Origin of the sequence: Knoellia flava TL1 (assembly GCF_000768675.1) — a bacterium.
Taxonomy (GTDB): domain Bacteria; phylum Actinomycetota; class Actinomycetes; order Actinomycetales; family Dermatophilaceae; genus Knoellia; species Knoellia flava.
Window position 1 is genome coordinate 1 of record NZ_AVPI01000017.1, and the last position, 24,059, is coordinate 24,059.

General features: G+C 72.8%; 27 protein-coding genes. 12 read left to right on the top strand and 15 right to left on the bottom strand.

Annotated elements, in window-relative coordinates:
• Nucleotides 1–109 precede the first annotated feature (109 nt).
• Entirely contained in the window at nucleotides 110–3,586 is a 3,477-nt protein-coding gene (locus N798_RS07365) for an ATP-binding protein (protein ID WP_035947467.1), read from the bottom strand.
• Nucleotides 3,587–3,684: 98 nt separating this feature from the next.
• Here N798_RS07365 and N798_RS07370 point away from each other — a divergent pair, with 98 nt between their 5' ends.
• Entirely contained in the window at nucleotides 3,685–4,179 is a 495-nt protein-coding gene (locus tag N798_RS07370; protein ID WP_156971655.1) for a hypothetical protein, read from the top strand.
• Nucleotides 4,180–4,318: 139 nt separating this feature from the next.
• On the top strand, nucleotides 4,319–4,699 hold the full coding sequence (locus tag N798_RS07375; protein ID WP_156971656.1) for a hypothetical protein: 381 nt from the start codon (nucleotides 4,319–4,321) through the stop codon (nucleotides 4,697–4,699).
• Nucleotides 4,700–4,816: 117 nt separating this feature from the next.
• Here the strand turns inward: N798_RS07375 and N798_RS07380 are convergent, their stop codons facing one another.
• On the bottom strand, nucleotides 4,817–5,740 hold the full coding sequence (locus tag N798_RS07380) for a hypothetical protein (RefSeq protein WP_035947470.1): 924 nt from the start codon (nucleotides 5,738–5,740) through the stop codon (nucleotides 4,817–4,819).
• A 69-nt stretch (nucleotides 5,741–5,809) separates the two neighbouring features.
• Nucleotides 5,810–6,484 carry a hypothetical protein gene (locus N798_RS07385; RefSeq protein WP_156971657.1) on the bottom strand — a complete coding sequence of 225 codons (675 nt, stop codon included), beginning with the start codon at nucleotides 6,482–6,484 and terminating at the stop codon, nucleotides 5,810–5,812.
• Nucleotides 6,485–6,741: 257 nt separating this feature from the next.
• On the opposite strand from N798_RS07385, the gene N798_RS07390 reads away from it, so the two are divergent.
• Nucleotides 6,742–6,984, top strand: a complete 243-nt coding sequence (locus N798_RS07390; RefSeq protein ID WP_035947472.1) for a PLDc N-terminal domain-containing protein — start codon at nucleotides 6,742–6,744, stop codon at nucleotides 6,982–6,984.
• 23 nt (nucleotides 6,985–7,007) lie between these two features.
• Here N798_RS07390 and N798_RS07395 read toward each other — a convergent pair whose 3' ends face one another.
• The gene (locus N798_RS07395) at nucleotides 7,008–7,301 is read right to left on the bottom strand and encodes a DUF1905 domain-containing protein (RefSeq protein WP_035947473.1); all 294 of its coding nucleotides are present in this window, start codon (nucleotides 7,299–7,301) and stop codon (nucleotides 7,008–7,010) included.
• A 127-nt stretch (nucleotides 7,302–7,428) separates the two neighbouring features.
• Complete coding sequence (locus tag N798_RS07400; RefSeq protein WP_035947474.1) at nucleotides 7,429–8,181, bottom strand: SDR family NAD(P)-dependent oxidoreductase; 753 nt, start codon at nucleotides 8,179–8,181, stop codon at nucleotides 7,429–7,431.
• Between the two features lie 142 nt (nucleotides 8,182–8,323).
• Between N798_RS07400 and N798_RS07405 the strand changes: the two genes are divergently transcribed.
• The gene (locus tag N798_RS07405; RefSeq protein ID WP_035947475.1) at nucleotides 8,324–8,773 is read left to right on the top strand and encodes a cupin domain-containing protein; all 450 of its coding nucleotides are present in this window, start codon (nucleotides 8,324–8,326) and stop codon (nucleotides 8,771–8,773) included.
• A 38-nt stretch (nucleotides 8,774–8,811) separates the two neighbouring features.
• Nucleotides 8,812–9,405, top strand: coding sequence for a GNAT family N-acetyltransferase (locus N798_RS07410; RefSeq protein WP_035947477.1), 594 nt, complete (start codon nucleotides 8,812–8,814; stop codon nucleotides 9,403–9,405).
• A 6-nt stretch (nucleotides 9,406–9,411) separates the two neighbouring features.
• Here N798_RS07410 and N798_RS17275 read toward each other — a convergent pair whose 3' ends face one another.
• Nucleotides 9,412–9,954, bottom strand: a complete 543-nt coding sequence (locus N798_RS17275) for a hypothetical protein (protein WP_052117031.1) — start codon at nucleotides 9,952–9,954, stop codon at nucleotides 9,412–9,414.
• Between the two features lie 75 nt (nucleotides 9,955–10,029).
• Between N798_RS17275 and N798_RS07420 the strand changes: the two genes are divergently transcribed.
• Nucleotides 10,030–10,821 carry an aminoglycoside phosphotransferase gene (locus N798_RS07420; RefSeq protein WP_035947478.1) on the top strand — a complete coding sequence of 264 codons (792 nt, stop codon included), beginning with the start codon at nucleotides 10,030–10,032 and terminating at the stop codon, nucleotides 10,819–10,821.
• Between the two features lie 86 nt (nucleotides 10,822–10,907).
• Here N798_RS07420 and N798_RS07425 read toward each other — a convergent pair whose 3' ends face one another.
• Both N798_RS07425 and N798_RS18675 read right to left on the bottom strand, forming a co-directional pair.
• The gene (locus N798_RS07425; RefSeq protein WP_035947479.1) at nucleotides 10,908–11,375 is read right to left on the bottom strand and encodes a hypothetical protein; all 468 of its coding nucleotides are present in this window, start codon (nucleotides 11,373–11,375) and stop codon (nucleotides 10,908–10,910) included.
• Nucleotides 11,376–11,460: 85 nt separating this feature from the next.
• Complete coding sequence (locus N798_RS18675; protein WP_035947480.1) at nucleotides 11,461–12,501, bottom strand: helix-turn-helix transcriptional regulator; 1,041 nt, start codon at nucleotides 12,499–12,501, stop codon at nucleotides 11,461–11,463.
• A 178-nt stretch (nucleotides 12,502–12,679) separates the two neighbouring features.
• Between N798_RS18675 and N798_RS18870 the strand changes: the two genes are divergently transcribed.
• On the top strand, nucleotides 12,680–13,588 hold the full coding sequence (locus tag N798_RS18870) for a globin family protein (protein WP_035947482.1): 909 nt from the start codon (nucleotides 12,680–12,682) through the stop codon (nucleotides 13,586–13,588).
• 117 nt (nucleotides 13,589–13,705) lie between these two features.
• Here the strand turns inward: N798_RS18870 and N798_RS07440 are convergent, their stop codons facing one another.
• The 5 genes from N798_RS07440 to trxA form a co-directional block, all read right to left on the bottom strand.
• Nucleotides 13,706–15,283 carry an AlkA N-terminal domain-containing protein gene (locus tag N798_RS07440; protein ID WP_052117032.1) on the bottom strand — a complete coding sequence of 526 codons (1,578 nt, stop codon included), beginning with the start codon at nucleotides 15,281–15,283 and terminating at the stop codon, nucleotides 13,706–13,708.
• Nucleotides 15,280–16,491: an MFS transporter gene (locus tag N798_RS07445; RefSeq protein ID WP_156971658.1), complete on the bottom strand. Its 1,212-nt coding sequence runs from the start codon at nucleotides 16,489–16,491 to the stop codon at nucleotides 15,280–15,282. The genes N798_RS07440 and N798_RS07445 overlap by 4 nt, the downstream gene beginning before the upstream one ends.
• A gap of 237 nt (nucleotides 16,492–16,728) precedes the next feature.
• Nucleotides 16,729–16,995, bottom strand: a complete 267-nt coding sequence (locus N798_RS07450; protein WP_035947485.1) for a metal-sensitive transcriptional regulator — start codon at nucleotides 16,993–16,995, stop codon at nucleotides 16,729–16,731.
• 44 nt (nucleotides 16,996–17,039) lie between these two features.
• On the bottom strand, nucleotides 17,040–17,432 hold the full coding sequence (locus N798_RS07455) for a DUF302 domain-containing protein (RefSeq protein ID WP_035947487.1): 393 nt from the start codon (nucleotides 17,430–17,432) through the stop codon (nucleotides 17,040–17,042).
• Between the two features lie 32 nt (nucleotides 17,433–17,464).
• Entirely contained in the window at nucleotides 17,465–17,833 is a 369-nt protein-coding gene (gene trxA / locus N798_RS07460; protein WP_035947488.1) for a thioredoxin, read from the bottom strand.
• Nucleotides 17,834–17,988: 155 nt separating this feature from the next.
• Here trxA and N798_RS07465 point away from each other — a divergent pair, with 155 nt between their 5' ends.
• From N798_RS07465 to N798_RS07480, 4 genes are all read left to right on the top strand, one after another.
• The gene (locus tag N798_RS07465; RefSeq protein ID WP_035947489.1) at nucleotides 17,989–18,318 is read left to right on the top strand and encodes a rhodanese-like domain-containing protein; all 330 of its coding nucleotides are present in this window, start codon (nucleotides 17,989–17,991) and stop codon (nucleotides 18,316–18,318) included.
• Nucleotides 18,319–18,368: 50 nt separating this feature from the next.
• Nucleotides 18,369–19,754 (top strand): MBL fold metallo-hydrolase, encoded by a 1,386-nt coding sequence (locus N798_RS07470; protein WP_052117033.1) that lies wholly within the window; start codon nucleotides 18,369–18,371, stop codon nucleotides 19,752–19,754.
• A 104-nt stretch (nucleotides 19,755–19,858) separates the two neighbouring features.
• Nucleotides 19,859–20,038: a hypothetical protein gene (locus N798_RS07475; protein ID WP_035947490.1), complete on the top strand. Its 180-nt coding sequence runs from the start codon at nucleotides 19,859–19,861 to the stop codon at nucleotides 20,036–20,038.
• Nucleotides 20,039–20,041: 3 nt separating this feature from the next.
• Nucleotides 20,042–20,851 carry a sulfite exporter TauE/SafE family protein gene (locus tag N798_RS07480; RefSeq protein ID WP_035947491.1) on the top strand — a complete coding sequence of 270 codons (810 nt, stop codon included), beginning with the start codon at nucleotides 20,042–20,044 and terminating at the stop codon, nucleotides 20,849–20,851.
• A 204-nt stretch (nucleotides 20,852–21,055) separates the two neighbouring features.
• Here N798_RS07480 and N798_RS07485 read toward each other — a convergent pair whose 3' ends face one another.
• Together N798_RS07485 and N798_RS07495 are read right to left on the bottom strand one after the other, a co-directional pair.
• Entirely contained in the window at nucleotides 21,056–21,826 is a 771-nt protein-coding gene (locus tag N798_RS07485) for a sensor histidine kinase (RefSeq protein WP_052117034.1), read from the bottom strand.
• 988 nt (nucleotides 21,827–22,814) lie between these two features.
• Nucleotides 22,815–23,459 carry a response regulator transcription factor gene (locus tag N798_RS07495; RefSeq protein WP_084100288.1) on the bottom strand — a complete coding sequence of 215 codons (645 nt, stop codon included), beginning with the start codon at nucleotides 23,457–23,459 and terminating at the stop codon, nucleotides 22,815–22,817.
• A gap of 142 nt (nucleotides 23,460–23,601) precedes the next feature.
• Here N798_RS07495 and N798_RS07500 point away from each other — a divergent pair, with 142 nt between their 5' ends.
• Nucleotides 23,602–24,015: a hypothetical protein gene (locus tag N798_RS07500; protein WP_035947495.1), complete on the top strand. Its 414-nt coding sequence runs from the start codon at nucleotides 23,602–23,604 to the stop codon at nucleotides 24,013–24,015.
• Nucleotides 24,016–24,059: the final 44 nt, after the last annotated feature.

The window sequence follows — 24,059 nt, forward strand, 5'->3', positions numbered from 1 at the left end:
ATCCTGTATGCCGTGGTGCGCCGTGGGTACGCCCGTCGCGAGCAGCGCGCCTTCCGGCACGCCGACCTGCTCGGGACCGCCGTCTCGCCGTGACAGCCAAGCGAACAGGTCAGATGCCGAGCGAGCGGCGCTGCTCCGCGAACCGGTCGAGGAGGACGGCCATGCCCCACTCGCGGGCCAGCGCCTCTCCCCGGTCGGCCGCGGAGCGCGCCGTCTCGACATCTCCCGCCGTCGCGAGCGCCATCGCGAGGAAGCAGTCAACCGGCCCTTGCAGGCTCGCGGTGCCGGCCACCGCCATGCGCCCGCTGAGCGGAGCCAGCCGCGACGCGACCTGCCGCGCCAGCTCCACGTCGCCGACCGCCGTCGCTGCGATCGCCAACAAGGCAAGGTCCATAGACTCGCTCCAGTCCTCGGTCGGCAGGCTCGTCCGGGACAGCAGATGCTCGACCCGCTCCCTGTCGCCGGTCACCGCAGAGAGGTGCAGCAACGGCGTGAGGGTGATGTCGTCGGTGCCGTTCGGGTCGGCCGCCGCCATCTGCTCGGCAAGGATCGCGGCTGCCGGCGGGTTCCACGCCGCGAGCACGTAGGCGATGCCGAACTCGATGTAGTCGCTCGCCGGGATCGACATCGTCACCCCGGTGAGTCCGCGCAGCGAGTCGGCCGCCGCGGACGGGTCCTCACGACTGCGCAGGATGAGGAGGTTGAGCTCGACGAAGCGCAGCGCGAACTCGACATAGGCGAGCCGTCGCCGCCGCGCGATCGCCAGGGCCGCCCCGCTCGCGCTCTCCCACGTCGCCCGGTCGCCGGCCTCGACCGCCACGCTCGCCATCCCCGCGAGCGCGACCGCCTCGGCCGCCACGTCACCCGAGGCCCGGGCCGCCGCGACCTCCTCCTCCGACAACGCCCGCCGGACCCCCAGCGAGCGGCACCGCCACGAGGCGAGGTGCGCCGTCCGCGCCGCCCAGGCTAGCAGCGCCGGGTCCTCGAACCGCCGCGCCAGCGCCATCCCCTCGTCGACGAGCGCCCCGGCCTCCGCGTCCGACCCCGGCAGGTAGTAGAGCTGGGCCGCGAGCGCGAGCATGAGCGTGCACCGCTCCTGCGAGCCGCCGGGCTCGAGCCTGACGAGCGTGGCACGCAGGTCGTCGACGAGCTCGTGCTCGACCACGCCGTAGTCCATCGGCGTCCACACCGAGTAGCGCGTCAGCGCGGCCACCGCCTCCGCCACCCGCGCCGGGTCGTCGAGCGCGCGGGCGACCGCGACCGCGTCGACGACTGCCGCCACACCCTCCTGCCACATGCCCGCGCGGGCCGCGCTCTCGTTGAAACGCAGCAACAGGTCGAAGCGCTCGTATGCCGTCCCCTGCGGATCCGCTGCCTGCGCACCGAGCGCGGCGTGGAAGAGGTTCGCAGCCTCGACGTTGGCGAAGTCGTCGGCGGCCAGAGCGCCGGCCGCGGCGGCAGCGGGCCAGGCGCTCCCGGCATACAGGGGTCCGGCAGCGAGCCAGTGATGGGCGAGGTCGAAGGCGCGCTCCGCGGCGTTGATCGCGGACGAGGGTGCGGACTCGAGGGCGCGGGCGATGCGGGCGTGGGTGCGGGCCACCCGACTCGGCGTCGTCATGGCGAGGATCGCGTCCCGCGTGAGGGCATGGTCGAAGGAGAGCAGGCCCTGCGTGCTGTGGAGGATGCCGGCCTCCTGCGCCGGCTCCAGCCGGTCGAGGAGCTCGTCGGGGTCGAGCTCGGCGACCCGGGCGAGCAGGAGTGGCGGGTGCTGGCGTCCCAGCGCTGCAGCCAGCAGCAGGAGGTCGCGGACCGGCTCGGGCAGGTCGGCGACCCGGTGGCGGACGACCGACTGGACGCTTTCGGGCACCTCGTCGTCGACCCGCCCGGACTGCTCGGCGAGGCGGGCCAGCTCGACGAGGAAGAAGGGGTTGCCGTCGGTCCGTGCCCGCCACGCAGCGACCACGTCGGGCTGGGCGTCGGCGCCGAGGATCGAGCCGACGAGGTCGCGCGCCTCGTCGTCGGCGAGACCGCCGAGCTCGAGGGTGGTGGCGCCGTGCCGGGCCAGGGCGGCGTCGAGCTCCGCACCCGCGGCGTCGCTGGTGGCTCGGCGGCTCGCGACGACAGCCACCCGGTCACCGGGACCGAGACTCGCGACGACCTGGGCTAGGCAGCGCATCGTCGGCGTGTCGGCCCAGTGAAGGTCGTCAAGGACGAGGAGCAAGCCGGTGTCCTGGGCCGCCTCGCGCAGGGTGCGGGCGATGGCGTCGTGCGCGGCGAAGGACCGCTCCGCTGTCGTGCCGTCGCTCGTGCCGTCGCTCGTGTCGCCGCTCGTGTCGCCGCGCGCCCCACTGCGGGAATCGTGAGCGGGCTCGGGTGGCGCCGGCAGGTCGAGCCGGGCGAGGAGCTGGCGCCACGGCCAGAGCGGTGGGGCGCCCTCGTCCGCCGAGCACGTGCCGACGGCTGCGGCCATGCCGCGCGCCGTCGCCTCGGCCACTGCCCACTCGATGAGGCGCGACTTGCCTGCACCGGCCTCACCGACGAGGCGGACCGCGGCCGGCCGACCGGCGACAGCGTCGTCGAGCAGCTGCCGGAGGACCTCGCGCTCGCGAGTCCGGCCCACGATCGGGCGCTCGTCCCAACCGAGAGGCACAGACCCGCGGGTGCCTCGACTCGGCGGCGCGAGTGGAGGATCACCGGGACCGGGGCCCCTGCGATCCTCCACTCGGGCCTCCCGACTCGGCGAGACCGAACCGTTCGCGAGCCAGCCGCGCAAGACTGCCGGATCCTGCTGCAGGAGAGCGGTCTCGAGGTCGCGCACCTCCTGTCCCGGGTCGAGGCCGAGCTCGTCGTCGAGCACCCGCCGCAATCGACGGATCGCGTCGAGCGCCTCGGCCTGGCGTCCGGCACGGGCCAGGGCCAGCGCGTGCAGCGCCCAGCCCCGCTCGCGCAGGGGGTCACGCGTCGTGGCCTGCTCGGTCAGGGGCAGCACCGTCGCGTGCTCCCCAAGCGCGAGGAGCCCGAGCGCGAGGTCGTCGCTCGCGGTCGTGCGCAGCCCCTCGAGGCCGGTGCGCTCGGCGAGGACGTCGGGGTGGTCGGTGAGGTCGGCGTACGGCGTGCCGCGCCACCCGCGCAGCGCCTGCTCGAGGCCCTCGACGTGCTCCTCGACCTCGCCCCGACTGGGCCACGTCTCGTTCGGCCCGGTCGTCAGCTGCGAGCCGAGCCGGCCGAGCACCCGGTGGCGAGCCCGGACCTCGTCGGCGAACGCGGTCGCGTCGACCGCGTGACGCGGGAGCACCAGCCGGTAGCCCTCGTCCGAGGTGACCAGCACCGTCGGCTTCGCCCGCGGCTGCAGGCCCGGTTCGAGCAGCCGCCGCAGCCCCGAGACATAGGAGTGCAGCGTCCCGTAGGCACCGGGCGGTGCCTCGTCACCCCACATGAGCGCGACGAGCCGGTCAGCCGACACGACCGGTCCGAGGTCGAGCGCGAGGGCGGCGAGCAGCGCGCGACGCTTGCGCGCCGCGATCTCGACGGGCCCGTCGGACCCGTGGAGCGCCGTCGCCCCGAGGACGCTCACCTGCACCGACACCCCGGTCACGCTACTGACGCGCGTGCGCTGCCGGAGGCGGTTCGGCGCAGCCAGCGACACTCAAGCCGGACCCAAGCCGCGGCCGCGACCGTGGTGACATGACCAGATCTCTCGGCCCCCGCCTCCTCGACCGCTCCCCGAACCCTGCTCGTATGCCGGCCCACGCCGAGCGTGCGACCCGCGCCCGTCCTTCGGCCGCGCTCGACCGGAGCGTCCTCCACGCCGTCGTCGCGCTCGCCGCGGTCTCGGTCGGCGGCGCGCTCGTCTCGGTCGCGGGTGGCCTCGCCGACAGCCTCTGGGACGCGATGGGTCCGACCGGCCGCCTGTCGATCCCGGTGCCGATGATGCTCGGGCAGCTCGTCGCGGCGTGGTTCGCCTCCGGTCGACGACGCCGACCGGCCCTCGTCGCGAGCGCACTCCTGGCGCTCGTCGCACCCGTGTGCATCGTCTCGGGCTTCTTCGACGGCGGCTACTCGGACCCGGCACGGACAGGTGCGCACACGGCATACCAAGCGGTTCTCGTCACGATGCTCGCCGTCGTGGGAGTTCTCGCTGCGCGGAGGTTCATGCGGCTGCGGACGAGACGAGCGTGAGGGCCTGGCACGGGGACGCGTGACCCGTCCGTCAGTCCGCTAGGCTCCGCGCCCGGGGGGCATCGTCGTATGGCGCCCTCGTCCATATCGGCCGCGAGCCGCGCCCGCGCGCCCGCGGATCCAACTAGGGGAGAAGAACATGAAGTTGGCGTCGAAGTTTGTCTCTGCAGCCGTGGTCGCGGCCACCGCATCAGTGGCAGTGGTGACCATGGCAGCGCCCGCCCACGCGGCAAGCCACACCTTGTTCTCGGCGAGCGGCAAGTCCTATGGCTGGTACGACGACCCGAACAATCGCATCGTCATCTGCGACATGGTCAGCGGGGACGGGGATGCCGCGAACGCCTCGATCCAGGGAGGCGGGTGGGCCTGGGGCGGGCACATCGTCTACAACGGCTGCGAGGCGCAGGGTGGGGTCGCCGACAACGTGAACGTGCGAATGACCGTCTGCGACTGGGTCTGGTCGGCCGCACAGCAGATGCGGACGCACCGGGGCTGCAAGGACGCCTACTTCACGTCCTGACCCTGACGTCAGGCAACAGGAGGCGCCGTTCCTCCTGTCTTGCCAGGCGAACTCGTCCGCAAGGTCAGGGAGCGGCCAGTGTGATGGCCGCTCCCTGACCATTCAGCGGAACCAGGATCAGTCGGTCGGGTGCGGGGCAGCGCTGACGGCGCGTCGGCGCTCGAACCAGCGCTCGAGCTCGGCCAGGGCCTCGGGGTCGAGCGCCTGCTCGGGGTCGGCCACGATGTCGCGTTGGATGCGTTCGCGCGCCACGGCATACATCGGTCCGCCCATCGCGTACTCGAGGTTGCGGGCGTACCAAGGCTTGAAGTGCCGCGCACCCAGGCTCTGGATGGCCCACGCGAGAAGGCCCGGCCTGCCCCGGCGGGCCCAGAAGCCGACCGCGAGGCTCAGGACCCACGCGACTGCCAGCGCGAGGCCCATGACGCCGAGGGTGGCGGCGATCTCGTCGCTGCCGAAGTTGTCGAGGACGCTGCGCAGGTCGGCGTAGATCCTGCGCACGACGGGGTCCTGGAGGTTGAGCTGCGAGATGAAGGCCTCCGCGTCCTGCGCCCGGGTCTCGAGGTCCTCGATGGACTGCAGCGAGGGCCTGCCCGCCCACGCCGCCTGGACGTGCTGCTTCACCTGCGGGACGGACTCGAAGACGTTCGTGGGTCGGATGCCGAGGAGTGCGTCCTTGGCCGCGGTGACCTCGTCGTAGGTCGTGCTGATCTGCCGAACAGTTTCCGAGCTCCGCTGGACCGCGGCGTCGAGCTGCTCGGGGTCGGGTGCGTTGTCACGCGCGTAGTCGAGGGTGGCCTGGATCTGCTCTCGGTGATCGACGAGGTACTTCGCCTGGCCCAGCCGCTCGCTGAGGTTGGGCACGGCGTGGACCGCGTCGTAGGCCTTGCCGCCCAGCGTCTCCGAGCTGCTCAGCGCCACGCTGAGGGCCGCCGCCGCTCCGTAGGCCTTGAGCAGGAAGGCGACGACCGCGCCGAGGACGCGGCGGGCGAGCTCCTCGGGGCGGCGGTAGAGGGGCAGGCCCTTCGCGACGGACGACATGGTGGACTCCAGGTTTCGCATGGTCTCTGGCGGTGGAAGCGTAGGCCCGAGACCGACCGGATCCGCCGGTCACTTCCAGATGACCGTCGCGAGCACGTGCTTCATCGCCTCGCGTGCGGTGTCGCGCTCCTCGGCGGAGTACTCGACAAAGAAGAGTACGAGCCCCTCGGACGTTCGGACGGCCGTCATGTCCATCGGCTTGTTGCCGATCAGCTTGAAGCAGTATCCGTCCCGCGCACACCACAGGTCGCTCGGGTTGGTCCCGGGTGCTTGGGTGAGCGTGAACGACTGTGCCGGCACACCTCCGACGGTGGCCGTGCGCACCTCACCCACTCGCACATTGGGTCGCCCCGTCCGGATGAAGTCGGCCAGGTCAGCCGGCAGGTCGCCCGCGGCCGTCGAGTTCACCGATCCGACGAGCACCGCTCCTGCGCCGACGCCGTCCTTCGAGACGAGGCGCGTTCCGACTCCCTCACTGGCCTCGGAGAAGCCGGCCGGCGCCTCGAAACGCATCGGGAAGTCGTCGAAGCCGACAAACCCGTCGACCACGACACCCGCCCCAGCGGTGACCGCCACCGACGCCGAGGCCGTCGGAGAGGTCGTGGGACTCGCGGTGGCGGACGGCGCGGCCTCTGTGGCACCTTCGGCCCCATCTGCAGCGCATCCGGCCAGGGCCGCGCTGATGAGCGCGAGCATTCCTACGACGGTGAGCAGCCGGCGTGCCGAGGTGGGACGTCCGCTCACGCGCGGACTCGTGAAGATCGACATGGTGACGACCCCTTTCCTGATCCGGGGTCATCACCGTGCCCGTGCACGGTCGCGTCCTGGTCGCGCCTTGGTCGCGGCCCGCGTTCATCGCCGAGCCGGTAGCGAGCCGGTAGCGAACCGGTGGCGGGCCGGACGACCGGCGGGCCCTCAAGCGGGACCTCCGGCCCTGCCGCACCGCTCGAGCGTGAGATGGGCTGGCCGTGGACGAACCCGACCGACAGGAGCGACCCGCGATGCCCAAGCAGTCCAGGAAGTCCTGGTCCCAGCTCACCCCCACCCAGAAGCGGCTCGTCGTGCTCGGCGGCGCACTTCAGCTCACCCTGCAGGGTGCGGCACTGCGCGACCTGCGCCGACGCAGGGCCGACGAGGTCAAGGGCCCGCGGTGGGCCTGGGCCGCTGCGACCTTCGTCAACACGCTGGGCCCGTGCGCCTACTTCCTCTTCGGACGGCGACACAGCCTGCCCGCCTTCGACTGACGCCTCCCGAGCCGGCAGAACCGTCAGGCGTCGAGGACCTCGATCGTGACGTCCACGTCGTCGCCGTCCTCGATGCCCTCGGCCTTGCGCACGGCCTTCTTGACCGGCAGGACGTAGCTCCCGAGCTTGGTGTCGGGGAAGACCGACGTCGACCAGGTCGTCGCGCCGACGGTCACCCGCACCCGCACCGAGCCGAACCCGCGATCCGGACGGTCGAGCTCGGCGATGTCGTCGGCCGCGTCGGTGGGCAGCGTGACGAAGAACCAGCCGCCCTGCGCGCTCCACTCCCAGAGCGGCGCGGTGAACGAGAACCTCACTCCCGCAGGCTACGCACGACCACCGTCACCCGACCGGAGCCAACCAGACCCGACCGACCCCACAGACGCGCGTATGCCGTGGAGCCGGCTTCACGGCATACGCGCGCCTTGCGGGAGGGGGACGACCTCAGCGGGCCATGTAGCCGCCGTCGATGTAGAGCTCGAGCCCGGTGACGAACGCGGCGTCGTCGCTGGCGAGGTAGGCGACACCGGCGGCGATGTCCTCGGGCCGGCCGAGGTGGCCCATCGGCGTGAGCGCGGTCATGCCGTCCCAGATGTCCGTGCCGCGCGCCTGCTCGAGGATCGGGGTCGCGATGAAGCCCGGGTGGATCGAGTTGACCCGGATGCCCTCGGTCGCCCAGTGGAGCGCGATGTTTTTCGTGAGCGTGCGGACCGCAGCCTTGGCCGCGTGGTAGGCCGGCGACGTCCCGAAGCCGCCGCTCGCGCCGAAGATCGAGCTGATGTTGGCGACCGACGCGTGCTCGGACGCCTTGAGGTGCGGCGCGGCGACCTTCATGCCGAGGAAGACGCCGGTCTGGTCGATCGAGACCGTCCGGTCCCACTCCTCGAGGGTCGTGTCCTCGATCGGCTTGATGTCACCCATGCCCGCGTTGTTGACGAGGATGTCGAGGCCGCCGAAGTCGTCGACGGCCTTGGCGCAGGCGGCTTCCCACTCCGACTCGCTCGTGACGTCGTGCCGCAGGAAGGCCGCGTGGTGTCCGGACTCGACGAGCTCGCGGACCGTGGCCTCACCCGGCCCGACCTGGATGTCGGTGACGAGGACGGCGGCGCCCTCCTCGGCGAGACGCCGGGCGGTGGCCTTGCCGATGCCGCTCGCGGCGCCGGTGACGAGGGCGACGCGGCCGTCGAGCCTGTTCATGCTGTGCTCCTTCGGTGGTGGGCTGCTCCATTCAGTCAAGACCTGACGGCGACGCGGCGACAGGGACCTACGACCCGGCCCGGACCGGCCGGGCCAGCCCGGCTAGCCTCGGAGGACGTCGAGCGAGAGGACTGCACGAGCGATGAGCATCCGCGACAACGGACCCGAGCCCAACGCCTTCGACATCGAGGCCGCGACGAAGGCGAACACGACCTACCGCACGGTCGCGTGGACCGGCCGCTACCTCCAGGTCACCCTCATGTCGATCCCCGTCGGCTCGTCGATCGGCCTCGAGGTCCACCCCGAGACCGACCAGTTCCTGCGCATCGACGCCGGGCAGGGCACCTTCCGCGTCGGCCCGAGCGAGGACGACCTCACCGACACCGACGTCGGCGACGGCTGGTCGATCCAGGTCCCCGCCGGCCACTGGCACGACGTCGTCAACACCGGTGACGAGCCCCTCCAGCTGTATGCCGTCTACGCACCGTCGCACCACGCGCAGGGCAAGGTGCACGAGACGGCCGAGGACGCCGAGCGCGACGAGGAGTCCGGCGGGGACGAGCCGCCGGAGTGGACCGTCCAGCCCGGCTGAGCCCAGCGCCGCTGCCGTGCAGGCGCTAGCGTCGACGCGTGCCCGACTTCACCTGGCTGCCCGCCAACGAGGCCACGACCGCGGACGTCGAGGCCGTCCTCGGCGCGGGCGGGGCGGCGAAGTGTCGCTGTCAAGGACTCAAGGTGCCCGGCTGGATCTGGCGCGACACCACCCAGGCCGAGCGTGACGCCGCGCTGGTCGAGCAGACCGCCTGCGGCACCGACGGGCCGACGTCCGGCCTCATCGGCTACGTCGACGGCGAGCCCGCGGGCTGGGTCGCCGTCGAGCCGAGGGAGAACTACCCGAGGCTGTGGGCCCGCAAGCAGCCGTGGATGCGGATGGACCCCGAGCTCCCGGGGGTCTGGTCGGTCACATGCTTCGTCGTCGGCAAGGGCCACCGCCGGACCGGGCTGACCTACGAGCTCGCCCACGCCACCGTGGAGTACGGCGAGCGGGTCGGCGCCGCCGTCCTCGAGGGCTACCCGATCGAGCCGGCGCCCGGCAAGACGGTGATCTGGGACGAGGCGTCGGTCGGGCTCGTGCAGGTCTTCGTCGAGGCCGGCTACGAGGTCGTGGCCACACCCACCCTGCGCCGCCGGGTCGTCCGACGGCAGCTCGCTCGGCGCACCTGACGCACCTCAGGAGCTGCTCGGGCTGGGCGACGCGCTGGGCGATGTGGACGGAGAGGGTGAACCCGACCGCTTCGACCCCTTGCCGAGGGCGCTCCTGCCCGGGTGGTCCTTGCCGGGGTGGTCCTTGCCGGACCGGCCCGCCTTGCCGAGCTGCTTCGCGACTTTGTCCTTCGGAACCGCCTGGGTACCCGAGTCGCCCGAGCCGCCACCCCGTTTCGCTCCGGCGCTCGGGCGGCGCACCGTCGCGCAGTAGCCCGCGACGCGGTCCTCGCCCCCGGCGGCCTCGGCGAGGTTGCGCATCGCGACCGAGCCCCGAGCCCGGTCCGCGCCGTCGTTGTGCTTCTCGTGGTTGGCCCACGCCCGGCACAGCCCGAACGCCGCCGGACCGGTCGCGTCCGGGCCGACGCCACGGTCCGAGGGCACGCTCGACGCCGGCACGTCGGCCGGGCGCGTGGCCGAGTGCGCGACCACCGTGGCCGCACCGAGCGCGAGCACCACACCCGCGAGGGCCGCGCCGGTCCGCGCGCCGAGGACTGAGCCGAGAGCCACGCCATCAGTCTGCTCCTGCACGGCTGGCGACGGACCCCGTTTCACAGGTCCGTCGCACCGGGCTACGTTCGATGCGTGAAGCCCAGCGCCGACGTCTTCGACCTCTTCGCCGTGCCGCCCGACGCCGTGCGCCTCGACGGCGGACAGGGTCACAGCGTCCTCGCCGGCGATCTCGTCCTCTCCCCGGGGCGCGACCCGCGGACGGCCACCTGGCTCAACCCCGTCCTCGCCCGGCTCGCCGCCGAGCTCGACAACGAACGCCCCCGCACCCTGCGCCTCGCCATGCCGATCCCGACCCGTGACGGCCGCTGGGTCGTCGACGGCTGGGCTGCCAGCCGCTACGAACCGGACACGACGCACTGCCGCGACCTCCACGTCCTCCGCGCCACGGCCCACCTCCTCCACGCGCGACTCGCGGCGCGCATCACGACGCGACCGGACGGCATACGGGATCGCGACGACCGCTGGGCCAGAGCGGAACGCATCGCGTTCGGCGAGAGCCAGCCCGGCAACATCCCCAACGCCGTGGCGCCGCTCGTCGCCCGCATCCTCGCCGAGCTCGACGCGACCCCCCTCGGACCCGAGCAGCTCGTCCACGGCGACGTCGCCGCGAACGTCCTCCTCGACGCGGACGGCGTGCCGCTCGTCATCGACGTCGCGCCCTACTGGCGGCCGCTCCGGTGGGCCGACGCGGTCTGCGTCCTCGACGCCGTCGTCGAGCACGGCGCCGACCCGTCCGCGATGCGCGCCCACGCGACCGGCGCCGACCGCCAGGCCATGCTGCGCGCCTCCCTCTTCCGCCTCCTCAGCGACGAGGACCCCGACATCGAGGCGCACCGGCACGCCCTCGAGTCCGGACCGCTCTGACGAACGAGCCCGTATGCCGGCCGCTCACCGAGCGGGGACCGCGCCCGTTGGGCCGCCCCGCTCCCGGGTTTCGCCGGGAACCGTGGTCAGCCGGGCTGCACCGGCTCGAGCCGGCGTCGACGCTGCACGGCGTGCACGACGACGACCGCGAACGTGAGGACCATGGCGGCCATGTGTGCGGGGATGGTGAGGTTGGCCGCGAGGGCGTGCAGGCCACCCTCGGAGCCGAAGAGGTCCTCAGTGCGCCGGCTCACCCAGCCGTCCTCAGCAAGCCGCCGCACGGCGGCGACGAGCTCGAGGACGTTGCCGAGGACGGCAAGCGGCAACGCCGCGAGGAGGATGCGCAGGAGGACGCGCTGCACGCCGGATGCGGTCTCGCGGAGCAGGCGGCCGACCACGACGAAGGCCGTCGCGAGCGCCGACCCGGCGAGGAGGTGGAAGGCGATGTGCGGATGGCTGTCACCGACCGCGTCGACGAGGGCGGGCGCGGCGAACCCGAAGATGAGGAGGAACGGGACCCAGACGAGGGCCAGCAGGACGAGCGGTCGCTTCATGGTGGTGCACTCCTTGTGTCGAGGGCCGGCCGACGTGGCAGTCGCCACGACGCGCCGGGACCACCGACGCTAGGAAAACCGCAGGTCAGGACGCATCGGCCCTTTCGCCTAACTCCCGGGACCTCCGCCAAGCGTTGACGGCGTGGACCCGCCGGTTCTCGTGCGGGCCACCTGGCAGGTCGAGCTTGGTGAAGACCGAACGGAGGTGGGCGTCCACGGTGCGGTCCGAGACCACGAGCCGGTCCGCGATCCCGGCGTTCGACAGCCCTTGGGCCAGCAGCCCGAGCACCTCGACCTCTCGTGCGGTGAGCCCCTGGACCTGGACCTCGGGGGAGTCGTCAGCCTGAAGCTCGACGACCAGCGCCCGGCTGCAGCCGAGGGCGACCGTCACGACGCCGGCATACATCCCGACGAGGACGAGCACGCCGGCTGTCTCTCGTGGAGCCATCGAACCCAGGGCGCCGCAGAGCATGACGAGGGCGGCACCGGACAACGCCGAGACCGCCACGAGGGCGAGCCGGCGGCCTGCGTCGTCGCCGTCGCGCCACGCCGCTCGGAGGGCCACGACCGGTCCGAGCAGCACCGTGGCGAGGAAGGCACTCATCACCGCGGCACCGATGATCTCGCCCGTGGGCCAGGGCACGAGGGCCGCGGCGGCCAACGGAGCGAAGTCGTCGAAGAAGAGCGCAAAGGCCACGGCAGCCGAGACCGCGAGGCCGACGACGGTCGCGACCCCGGCTCGCGACGCCCCCTTGCCGAGGCTTCTCACCGCCATGAGCGGCAGCACCGAGAAGGCGGTGAGCATCGGCAGGTGGGCCGTCCCGGCGAGGACGGCGACGGCCCAGGTCGCCCGGTCACCGGGCATCCACCACGAGGCGGCCACCGCCGCGCTCCAGACCAACGGATGGGCCAGCCCGAGGATCGCGAGGAGGATCAGCCCCTGGCGCCAGCGAACCCATCCCGGTTGCAGGAGGCGCGTGGTCCGCAGCAGCAGGACCGACGTGACGACAGCACAGCCCCAGGTGACGGGCGACGTGCCGGCGACGGAGCCGTCAGGAGGCCCTGCGACGCGCAGCGCCAGCACGGCACGACCCGAGGCGGCCGCCACACCCGCGACGGCCAGCACGGTCCCACGGTCGTGGCCGGACCACCTCACTCCAGAAGTATGGGTCGGCGTCGGGTCACGGACCAGCAGTTCGGGCCGGATCGGGCGCGACACGAGGGCGCGCACTGTCGCCATTCGCGGCTCGGCCTGACAGAGTTTGTCGGCACGCCACCACCGAGACTCTGGGGAGGAGCCAGTCATGTGGCCCTGGCTCATGATCCTTGCCGGCACGCTGCTCATCATCGGAGCACTCCTCGCCCGGCACCGGATGATGCGGGACTACCGCGCCCAGCTGGAGGCGGACCGGATCGCGCCCGTCACCGTGCCGGACCCGGCGACGCCTGACGAGATCACGCCCGAGCCACCCGCGCTCGAGGCGCCCACGCCCGAGGCACCCGCACCCACACCCACAGCCATCGAGTCGACGCCGGTCGTGGCCGTCCCCGCCGCACCCGGGCCCTCCCTCTCGACGCCCGCCGCCCTCCCCGCACCGACCCCGGAAGCGCCGGCAGCACCGGCGCGCCCAGCACCCGCCGCGCCCGTGCCCGCGTTCGCCCGTGCGGCGCACACCGCGACCGTCACGACCCGCCGCGAGGTCAAGGCCGCCCGCGCCGCGGGCCAGCCGATCGTCACCGGGCCACCGCCGCTCTTCGCCGACCTGCCCGTGGGCCACCGCCTCACCACGGCACCGACGGTCCGGGTCCGCTCCCAGGACGTCCCGCTCCAGGACTGGCTGCGCTACTACGCCGAGGGCAACGCCTGGTCCGGTGTCGTCCAGAGCATCTCGGACCGGGTCACCGGCGACCCGATTCTCCAGCCCTACTTCGGCGGCATGGACCGCACGACGCTCCAGCGCCACGTCATGTCGACGGTCATGATGCTCACCGGCGAGGGCGTGACCGTCGGGGCGGTCCGGCGCCTCGCCGATGCCCACCTGCGCCACGTCCAGTCCGGCGGCCAGCCGGTGAACGAGGCCGTGTGGAACCGGATGGCCGCGACGCTCGGCAACGCCCTGCGCGAGCACAACGCCCCCGAGGCCGCGATCCTCTCGCTCAACACGACGGTGTCGCCGCTGCGGTCGGTCATCGTCAGGCGAGACCACGCCTGAGCCCGCCCGCCGGCATACCCACAACGTCCGGCACGGTGACGACTTGGGCACCACAGTTGCGGACGCAAGCAGGGCAGGCGGACATCCTCGGGGGGTGCGCAGGTCGACGATGGAGGTTCAGGCCACCAGCCGCCAGAGGTGGAGGGCGGCATAGCTGCGCCACGGGGTCGCGTCCGCGAGCACGGTCCCCGGAGTGCCGGCGCCCAAGGCGGTCGCCGCGTCGACGACGGCGCGGTCGGTGGAGAGGTCGACATCCGGATGGCCGTAGCCGCGCAGCAGGGTGTAGGCGATGGTCCAGCCGCCGACTCCCTTGACGCGGCGGAGGTCGTCGGCGACGTCGCTCGGGTCGCGCGCCGGGTCGAGGGCGCCATCGTCGGCGAGGCGCAGCGCATCACCGAGCGTCGCGCGCCGGGCGGCCGGACCACGGAAGCCCTCCAGCCCGCTCGCGAGCAGGGCCGCCGCGGTGGGGAAGGGACGCAGGGTGGCGCCGTCGTCATCGCCGCTGCCGAGCACGAGGCGCTCGAGCTGCGCGCGACCGGCCGCGACGCTCACCTGCTGCCCGGTGAGTGCGCGCAGCAGCGCCTCGAGGGGGGTGGCCGCGCCCGGCAGACGGATGCCCGGCGTGGCGGCGACGAGTGGGTGGAGGGCCGGCAGCCCGCCCAGGTGCCCATCGACAGCGGCGGGGTCGGCGTCAAGGTCGAGCAGGCGCCGGAGCACGGCGCACGCCGGACCGTAGTCGCGCAGGTCCTCGAGGTCGAGGTCGGCCCGGACCCGTGAGCGGTCGGGGTCGTCGGCGAGGGTCGCGACTCCGGCGCCGTGGGGGAGGGCGAGCGCAAGGACATAGCTGCCCGCGTCGTTCGCGCTCCTCGTCACCCTGTCCGTGCCCGCCAGTGCGCGGACCTCGAACCACCTCAACAGTCCCGTCCAATCGAGGGGTGGCCGGTAGGCGAGCGTGGCACGCAGCGTTCCCGCGGCCAGGGCTGCTCCGCTGCCGTCCGGAGCGGTCGAGGCGCCGCGCTGAGCGGTCGACGCAGCGCCCGCCGCCGCGGTCGACGCGCTCGATCCACGCAGACGACTCGGGCTGGTGCCATAGATCGTGAGCACCGTGTCGTTGAACTGCCGCAGGCTCGAGAAACCCGCCGCGAACGCGATCGCCGAGAAGGGCTGGTCGGTGCCGGTGATGAGGGCGTGTGCGACGCGCGCCCGCCGCGCCCGAGCGTGGGCGATGGGGCTCGCGCCGGTGTGTTCGACGAGGAGCCGGCTCACGCTTCGGGTGGACCAGCCGAGGCGGCGGGCGAGCCCATTCACGCCCTCCTCGTCGACGACGCCCTGCTCGATGAGCTGCAGGGCACGGGCCGCGACACTGCCGGGGATGTTCCACCAAGGGCTGCCCGGCAGCGCCTCGGGGACGCAGCGGCGGCACGCCCGGTAGCCCGACGACTGTGCGGCCGCCGCGGAGGGATAGAAGGTGACGTTGCGGGCGTGCGGCTTGCGGGCCGGGCACGAGGGACGGCAGTAGATGCCGGTCGTGTGGACGGCGGTGTAGAAGGTGCCGTCGAAGCGGCGGTCACGCCCGGTGATGGCGGCATACATCGCGTCGAACCCCAGCCCGGCGCCCCTGACCTGCGTGGAACCCGGCGAGGTCGACGAGCCGAGCTGCGGGTCGTCGAGGGCGTTCGCGGTCTGTGTCGTCACGTCGCTCCTCGCATCGTCCGGGTCCCGAAGCCGCCGGTAACCGCCGAGATGACTCCGACCACGGCGATGACAGCCCACCACGAGCGTCCCACCTCCTGCCAGACGGCGACACCCAGGACCGGGCCGATCGCCATGCCCAGGCCGAAGGCGGCCTGCGAGGCGGCGAACAGCGCCGGCCGGAGGGTCGGGTGGGCCGCGCTCGGGTGGGACCACAGCCGGGGAGCGCTGATCGTCGTCCCAGCGACGCAGAGCACGGCCCCGGCGACGACGACGGCACCGACGCCCGCCGCGGCATACGCGGCGTAGGAGAGCCCGAAGAGGAACGTGCCCACGAAGACCGCGGTCGGCACCGGCCAGTGCCGGGTGGCCGAGGTGACGGGCAGCTCGAGCACGACGAGGGTGATGGCACCGATGCTCAGCACCGCGGCATACAAGGAGGTGGGCTGCCCCGCGTCGGCGAGCTGGAGGGGCAGGACCGAGTAGGTCTGGCAGTAGACGATCCCGCTGGTGAGCATGGCGACGAGGTAGAGGGAGAGCGTCGGGGTGAAGAGCGCTCGCGGGCCCTGTCGCGCGAGGTTGTTGTCCGAGAATGACGGCGAGGCGGTCGCGCCGACATCGACCGTCGGCAGCCGCGCGCCGGCGACGAGCGCGGCCGCGACCAGGCAGCTGAGCGCGTCGAGGACGAAGAGCGCGGTCCACCACCCGCGGGCAATGGCGGCTGCCGCGATGACCGGAGCGAGGAGCGCGCCGGCGTTCATCGACACCCGGAAGGCGGAGAAGGCGACGACGGCGTCGGCGGCCGGCACCGAGCGGCTCAGCGCCTCCGAGGACGGGGGCCGGAACGCCTGGGTCGTCACGCCGGTGAGCAGCGCCAGCGCCGTCATGGCCACCGGGCTCGCGGTCTCCGCCGCCCACGGAGTCAGCGCAACGAAAGCACCGGTCGCGGTGAGGGCGGCGGTCATGGCCGTCCGCGGACCCCAGCGCGTCGTGAGGTCGGCGCCGACGGGTGCACCGACGAGCGTGCCCACCGCGAAGGCGCCTGCCGCCACGGCGGCCTCTCGGGGCGCGAAGCCGGCCTGCACGAGGAAGACGACGAGGAAGCCCTGCATGACCGAGCCCAGCTGGTTGATGCCTGCTGCGGCGAGGACACGGCGCGCGCCCGAGGGCATGACGCGCACCGACCGATGGGTCTCGAGGAGGTTCAGCACCCCGCCACTCTGCGGCTCGACCGCCGTGCGCACTGGCGGAAATCGGCCAGCACGGTGGACCGGTCAGGGCAGCGTGAGCGGGGTACCCTCCCTCGGCGACGGCGAGCGCCGGCGCGAAGCCGAACTTCGCGTTTACTGCCAGAAGACGTCCGCGGACGCAAGCAGTCGGGAGCGGACGGCATACCCGCAACGTCCGGCACGATGACGACCTGACCCCCACAGGTGCGGACGAAAGCGTCAGGCGAGGCTGAGGAAGAGCTTCTCCATGGCTGCGTGGTCCTCCTCGTTGACGCCGTCCGGCGAGGTGAGGCACTCGCGCAGGCCCGACGAGACGATCGCGAAGCCGGCCCGGTCGAGGGCCTTGTTGACGGCGGCGAGCTGGGTGACGACGTCCTTGCAGTCGCGGCCTTCCTCGATGAGGCGGATGACGCCGCCGAGCTGGCCCTGGGCGCGGCGCAGGCGGTTGAGGACGGGCGCCATGTCGTCCTGGTTGAGCGTGACCATGTCGGTCTCCTTGCGGTGGTTCTGGGGTGGTCGGAAGTTGGGTCTCAGTGCGCGACGGCGGCGAGGGCGGAGGTAAGTCGGGTGCGGGCGTCGGCGGCGACCTCGGCGAGGGCCTCGTTGCCGGTCACGGAGACCATGGCGTCGGGGTCCATCGCCTCGACGACGGTCGTCGCGTCGTCGACCGAGCGGACGACGACGTTGCACGGCAGGAGGACCCCGATCGAGGGCTCGGCGCCGAGTGCGGCGAGGGCCAGGGGCGGGCGGCAGGCGCCGAGGATCACCTGCGGAGGGAGGTCGGCGTCGAGCTTCGCCTTGAGGGTCGCCGCGAGGTCGATCTCGGTGAGGATGCCGAACCCCTGGTCGGCGAGCGCCGACCGGGTGGACTCGAGCACCTCGGGGAACGGGCGGTCGACGGTGGTGCCGATGGCGTGGGTCACGGCGAGCTCCTTGGTTGCGGTGGGACGGAAGGTCAGGCGGACTTCGGGGCTGCGGTGACCGAGGCTCGGACCTCGTCCATGTCGAGGGCCCGGACGCCGGCGATGACTTCGTCGAGCGCGCTCGCGGGCAGGGCGCCCGGCTGGCTGAACACGAGGATCCCATCACGGAAGGCCATGAGGGTCGGGATGGAGGTGATGCCTGCGGCAGCGGCGAGGGCCTGCTCGGCCTCGGTGTCGACCTTGCCGAAGACGACGTCGGGGTGCTGCTCGGAGGCGGCCTCGAAGACGGGCGCGAATTGGCGGCACGGGCCGCACCAGGACGCCCAGAAGTCGACGAGGACGATGTCGCCACCGATGACGGTGGACTCGAAGTTCCCTGCGGTGAGGGTGCGGGTGGACATGAGCTGCTCCTCTGCTGATGCGTGACGGGTGGACGTACGGGACTCCGTTGCAGGTACCCCGTGGGGTATTTGACAAATATACCCCCGGGGGTACTACGGTGGCAACCGTCCGGCATACCCCTCCCGGTATCCACCCAGCATGGAGAGAACACCCGATGTCCGAGATCTCGCTCGCGCAGTTCGCCGACACCCCGCCCGGCGTCGCCACCGTCATCGACGTCCGGCAGCCGCAGGAGTACGTCACGGGTCACGTGCCCGGCTCGCTCCTCGTGCCGATGACCGAGCTGTCGTCGCGCCTCGGTGAGCTCGACCGCTCCCGACCGCTCTACGTCGTCTGCGCGAGCGGCAACCGCTCCGGCGCGATGGCCGACTTCCTCACCGACGTCGGGTTCGAGGCGCTCTCCGTCGCCGGCGGCGTCACCGCCTGGGCCGCGTCCGGGCGTCCGCTCGTCACCGGCGTCCGACCGACAGCGGTCGCTTCCTGACCTCCCGCCAGAACCTCCCGAACCCCGTCCCACGGAAGGACTCCTCAGACGTGAGCACCACCCCCGTCATCGTCCCCATCGACACGCCCACCCTCGGCGACCGCTCCTACCTCGCCCACGACGGCTCGGTCGCGCTCGTCGTCGACCCCCAGCGCGACATCGACCGCGTCCTCACCCTCGCCGACGAGGCCGGCGTGCGCATCACGCACGTCTTCGAGACGCACATCCACAACGACTACCTCACCGGCGGGCTCGCCCTCGCCGAGGCGACCGGTGCGGCCTACCACGTCAACGCCGCCGACGAGGTCTCCTACGCGCGCGCCCCCATCAGCGACGGCGACGTCGTCGAGGTGTCGCCAAACCTGCGTGTGCGCGCCATCGCGACGCCCGGTCACACCTTCACCCACCTCTCCTACGCGCTTGAGTCGCTGTCCGACGAGGGCACCGAGGCCGTGGGCGTCTTCACCGGCGGCTCGCTCCTCTTCGGCGCGACCGGCCGCCCCGACCTCCTCGGCCACGAGCACACCCATGACCTCGTGCACCACCAGTTCTCGTCCGCGCACCGCCTCGCCGACGAGCTGCCCGATCACGCCCACGTCCTGCCGACCCACGGCTTCGGCTCCTTCTGCTCCGCCGGCTCGACCGGTGACACGACGGCCTCGACGATCGGCGCGGAGAAGCGGCAGAACCCCGCGCTCACCCAGGACGAGGAGCAGTGGGTCGCCGACACGCTCGCCGGGCTCGACGCCTACCCCGCCTACTACGCGCACATGGCGCCCGGCAACAGCGCCGGTCCATCCGCGCCCGACCTCTCGACGCCCGAGAGCGCCGACAAGGAGACGCTCGCGACGCGGATCGCCGCCGGGGAGTGGGTCGTCGACCTGCGCACCCGCACTGCCTTCGCCGCCGGCCACGTCACCGGAACGCTCAACTTCGGGGTCGACGGCCAGTTCGCGACCTACCTCGGCTGGCTCATCCCGTGGGGCACCCCTCTCACCCTCCTCGGCGACCGCCCGGAGCAGGTCGCCGAGGCCCAGCGCGAGCTCGTCCGCATCGGCATCGACCACCTCGAGGGCGCCGCGACCGGCTCGCCAGAGGACTGGACCGACGCCCCGCTCGGCTCCTTCGAGCGCGCGGTCTTCGCCGACCTCGCGCAGGTGCGCCACCACCGTCGGGTCGCGGTCCTCGACGTCCGCCGCGCCTCGGAGTTCGCCGAGGCCCACATCGACGGGGCCGTCAACGTGCCGCTGCACGAGCTGCTCGACCGCCTCGACGAGGTGCCGTCCGGCGAGGTCTGGGTCCACTGTGCCGGCGGCTACCGTGCCTCGATCGCGGCCTCGGTCCTCTCCGCCCGTGGTGTGCACGTCGTGGCCGTCGACGACAGCTTCGACGAGGGCGCCAAGCCGGCTGGACTGCCGATCGACGCCGCGGCCTGAGCACCCGGCCTCACCCGCCCTCACCTCTCCGGCACGACCCCTGATTCACCCGAATCCCTGAACCACCCGAACCCCCGAACCCCCTGATCCCAAGGAGAACTCCCATGTGTCGTCCCGCCACCTGCAACGTCTGCGGCAAGACCACCTGGGCCGGCTGCGGCCAGCACGTCGACCAGGTCATGGCCGCCGTCCCACGCGGCGAGCGCTGCACCGGCCACACCGACGCCGAGAAGGCCGCCGCCTCGAGCGGATCGCGGTTCGGCCGCTTCTTCGGCCGCGGCTGAGAGGTGTCACCGCTGCTCGTCCCCGTCGGGCTCGTCATCGGCCTGGCGCTCGGAGCGCTGGGCGGTGGCGGCTCGATGCTCACGATCCCCGCCCTCGTCTACGTCCTCGGTCAGCAGCCGGGCATCGCGACCACGAGCTCGCTGCTCATCGTCGGCACGACCTCGCTCCTGGGCCTCGCTCCGCACCTGCGTGCCGGTCGCGTCCGCGTCACGCAGGGCCTGATGTTCGGCGCGCTCGGGACGGCCGGGTCGTATGCCGGCTCGCTCCTGTCCTCCCACGTCGCCCCTGCCGTGCTGCTCACCGCGTTCGCGGGGCTTATGCTCGTCGTCGCGACCGTGATGCTCGTGAAGTCGATCCGCGGGTCGGGGCCGGGCGAGGCGGCCGACCTGTCGCGGGAGCCGATCGTCACACTGCGACCGGTGACGTGCGCCTGTCCGAGGCTCGTGAAGCTGCTCGTCGCCGCCACGTCCGTCGGGCTGCTCACCGGGTTATTCGGCGTCGGCGGTGGGTTCCTCCTCGTGCCGGCCCTCGTGCTCGCGCTCTCCTTCCCCATGCCCGTCGCCGTCGGCACCTCGCTGCTCGTCATCGCCGTCAACAGCGCCACCGCGCTGCTGTCCCGCGTGTCGACGATCGGCACCGACCTCGACTGGCCGCTCATCGCCGGGTTCACCGCGGCAGCGGTCGTCGGCAGCCTCGTCGGCGGCCGACTGGCCTCACGCATCCCGCCGAAGGTTCTGTCGCGCACCTTCGCAGTGCTCGTCCTGGCCGTCGCCGGCTACACGGCGGCGAGCAGCATCCCCGCGCTCGTGTGACACCTCGGCCGCAGCAGCTTCCCCCTCCCGCTGACTCACCACTCTCCTCCGACCCGGGAGACCTCGGCCCGGATGGGAGGACGACTGCGCCGATCTCGGTCCACACGAAGGGTTCTCGCTCTGGCCGCCGCCGTTCTCGCAGGAGGGAGCGGACCGCGCCGCGGTGTCCCGGCGGCGGGTCCCGGTCGCCGAGCTCTTCGCCTTCTACGACGACGCGGCCCGCCAGCTGGACTGACCCGCGGGCCCTCGGGCCGGAGGGCCGAGCGGGAGGCGCGCTGCGACCACCGTGCCGGTAGGGCTGCGGTCGACCGACACCGTGCCGCCCAGCTCGCTCGCACGCTCGCGCATCGAGGACAGCCCCACCCCAACGACCCAGGCGGCATCGGACCGGCCGTCGTCGCGCACCTCAATGGGAAGGTGGGTGTCGCACGGCCCCAGGACGACGTCGGCCCGGCCGGCGCCGCTGTGGCGAGCGACATTGGTGAGCGCCTCGGCGACGATCCGGTAGGCCGCCACCTCGACGGCCGCAGGCAGGACCGGCAGTGCGTCGGCGGTGATGACGACATCCACGTTGGGGAACGACTCGGCGCGGAGCGAGAGTGCGCCGAGCAGCCCGAGCTCGTCGAGCGCAGGCGGACGCAGGCCGTCGACGAGATCACGGATCTCTTGGATCGCGGTCGCGGCCTCGTCGCGGAGCCGGTCGAGCATCGGCAGGCGCGTCTCGTCGGAGGACGCCAGCCGGGCGGCGTCCGCGGTGAAGGCGATCCCGGTGAGCCGCGGACCCAGTCCGTCGTGGAGGTCACGGCGCAGCCGTCGCCGCTCCTCCTCCCGCACCGAGGTGGCCGCCACTCGCGCCCGTTGCAGGTCGGCGGCCCTGGCCCTCGCCCGCACGACCTGGACGAGGAGCGGGACGGCCAGCGCGAGGACCCGTTCATCGTCGTCCGACAGGGCGAGATCCCCCGGCCGGACGCCCACGACCGGGTTCCCAGGCGTTCGTCGCCGTGCACCAGGGGCAGGGTGCGCACCGACTCGGGACGTGAGCCGACCGCGACCACCGGTTCCCCAGCGAGGACGAGTGCGGCATACGGCACGAGGAGACCCTCTCTGATCGCACCGACCGCTGCTGCCGGGTCGTCGCCGATGCCGCCGGCCAGCCTCTCGGCGGCTGCCAGCGGGTCCGGGCGGAAACCGAACAAGGCCCGGTCCGTGAGCCTGGCCACCCTCCGGAGCAGGGGGTGCCAGGCGGCACCGCACCCGATCGTCACCAGTGCCAGCGCCAGGACTCCCGGGGCCCTGCCGCCGGCCCACTCGACGAGGGAGTAGGTGAGGGTCGCGGCCGCGAAGAGGCAGGCAACGGTGAACGACCAGGCGGCAGCCCGCGACGCCATCCGACGGCCGTCGAGGTGGCGACCCCGTGCGAGGCCGACCCAGGCAGAGACACCCACCAGTCCGACCATGGCCTGGACAACCTCGGCGAGACCGCGCGGGGACCCGGCCAGCGTGACGACGCCGACAAGGAAGAGCACTACGACGCTCGTCGACACCACCCAGAGCAGCGGTCCACGGCCGGCGGGGTCGAGCGTCTCGAGACGCCACCAGAGGTGGCTCAGCGCCACCGCCGACGCGGCGAACGTGATCCAGACAAGATCGGCGCCGTCCAGCGCGTTCCCCTCGGCCAGCCGCACGGCGAGTGCCGGCACCACGACGACCACACCACCCAGCGCGAGGCCTTGCGCGAGGTCACGCGCGGGTCGGGGGTAGGTCAGCACGGCCAGGGACAGCACGACCACGGCGAGCGCGGCGAGGTTCTCGTCCCCCGCAGTCGCCGAGGTGACGACCAGGATGCCGGTGAGGCAGAAGAGCACGCCCGCCACGGGCGCGCGGGCGCGGACGCAGAGCCCCAGCCCCGGCACGACGAGCAGGACTCCGGCGACGGACCAGCCGAGATCCCCGGCACCGCCGGTCATCGCGACCGGAGCCCCTGCTCCCGCGCGAGCAGGACGGCCCCCGTGCGGTCCGCGACCCCGAGCTTCGCATAGATCGACGTGAGCTGGTTGCTCACCGTCTTCGGGGAGAGGAAGAGCCGTGCGGCAATGTCCGCGGTCCAGTGGCCACGGACGAGCAGGTCGAGCACCTCGCGCTCCCGCTCGGTCAGGCCGGGGAACGGGTGGCCGGTCACCGGGGCTGCGCCGCCGACCCGACCCAGCACGCCGTCGGCCACCCCCCGGCCGAAGACGGCCTGTCCCGACACGACGGCCCGCAGCGCGTCCGCCACCTCGTCATGACTCGCGCCCTTGAGGACGTATCCACGGGCGCCGGCACGGACTGCCGCGACGGCGGTGTCCTCGTCGCCATACATCGACAGGATGAGGACGGCGGTGCGGGGCACGAGCTGGGCGATTCGTCGGGTGGCCTCGACGCCGTCGAGACCCGGCATCCGCACATCCATGAGCACGACGTCCGGGCGCAGGGTGACCGCCTCACGCACCGCGTCGTCTCCGGTGCCGACCTCACCGACGACCTCGAAGCCATCGAGCTGGCTGAGGACGAGGGCCACGCCTTCCCGCACGACAGCATGGTCGTCGACGACGAGGACACGGATGGCCATGCCGTCCATGTTCCTCCCGCCGGATTCCCGTGCACAGGGGGAACGGAGCCCGTGGGAGGGGAAGGATCTCCCTTGTCCGGGGACCCTCCGCATCGCGACGCTGGAGTCATCCAGCCCACCACCGCGGAGAAGGAGAGAGGTCATGGCCGTCACCACAGCGTCCCCGTCCACCCAGAGGTTCTCCCTCGCGAACCACGTCGGCCACGCCCTCGGGCTGTTGCTCTGCGCCGGCAACGTCCTCATCGGCCTCACGCCCGGGGCTCGCGAGGGCGACGGCTACGCCGGCAACATCTGGGTCGCCTTCGTCGTCTTCGGTGCCATCGGTGCGGTCGCGCTGCTGGCGTCCTGGTTCACCCGCGCGGGAGCTCCCCGCCGGATCGGTGCCGTCGCTCTCGTTCTCGTCGGCGTGGCCAGCCTCGGCATCCTCTTCGAGCCGGGTATCGGCACCCCCGGGCGGATCGCGAACTCGGTCGGGGCGCTGCTCCAGTTCGGCACGGCCGCACTGGTCCTGCTGCCGGGCCGGGGGACGTCACACCGGGACGGTCTCGACGGGTGAGCCGCTGACCCGACGAAGCCCCGGACCTGAGGTCCGGGGCTTCG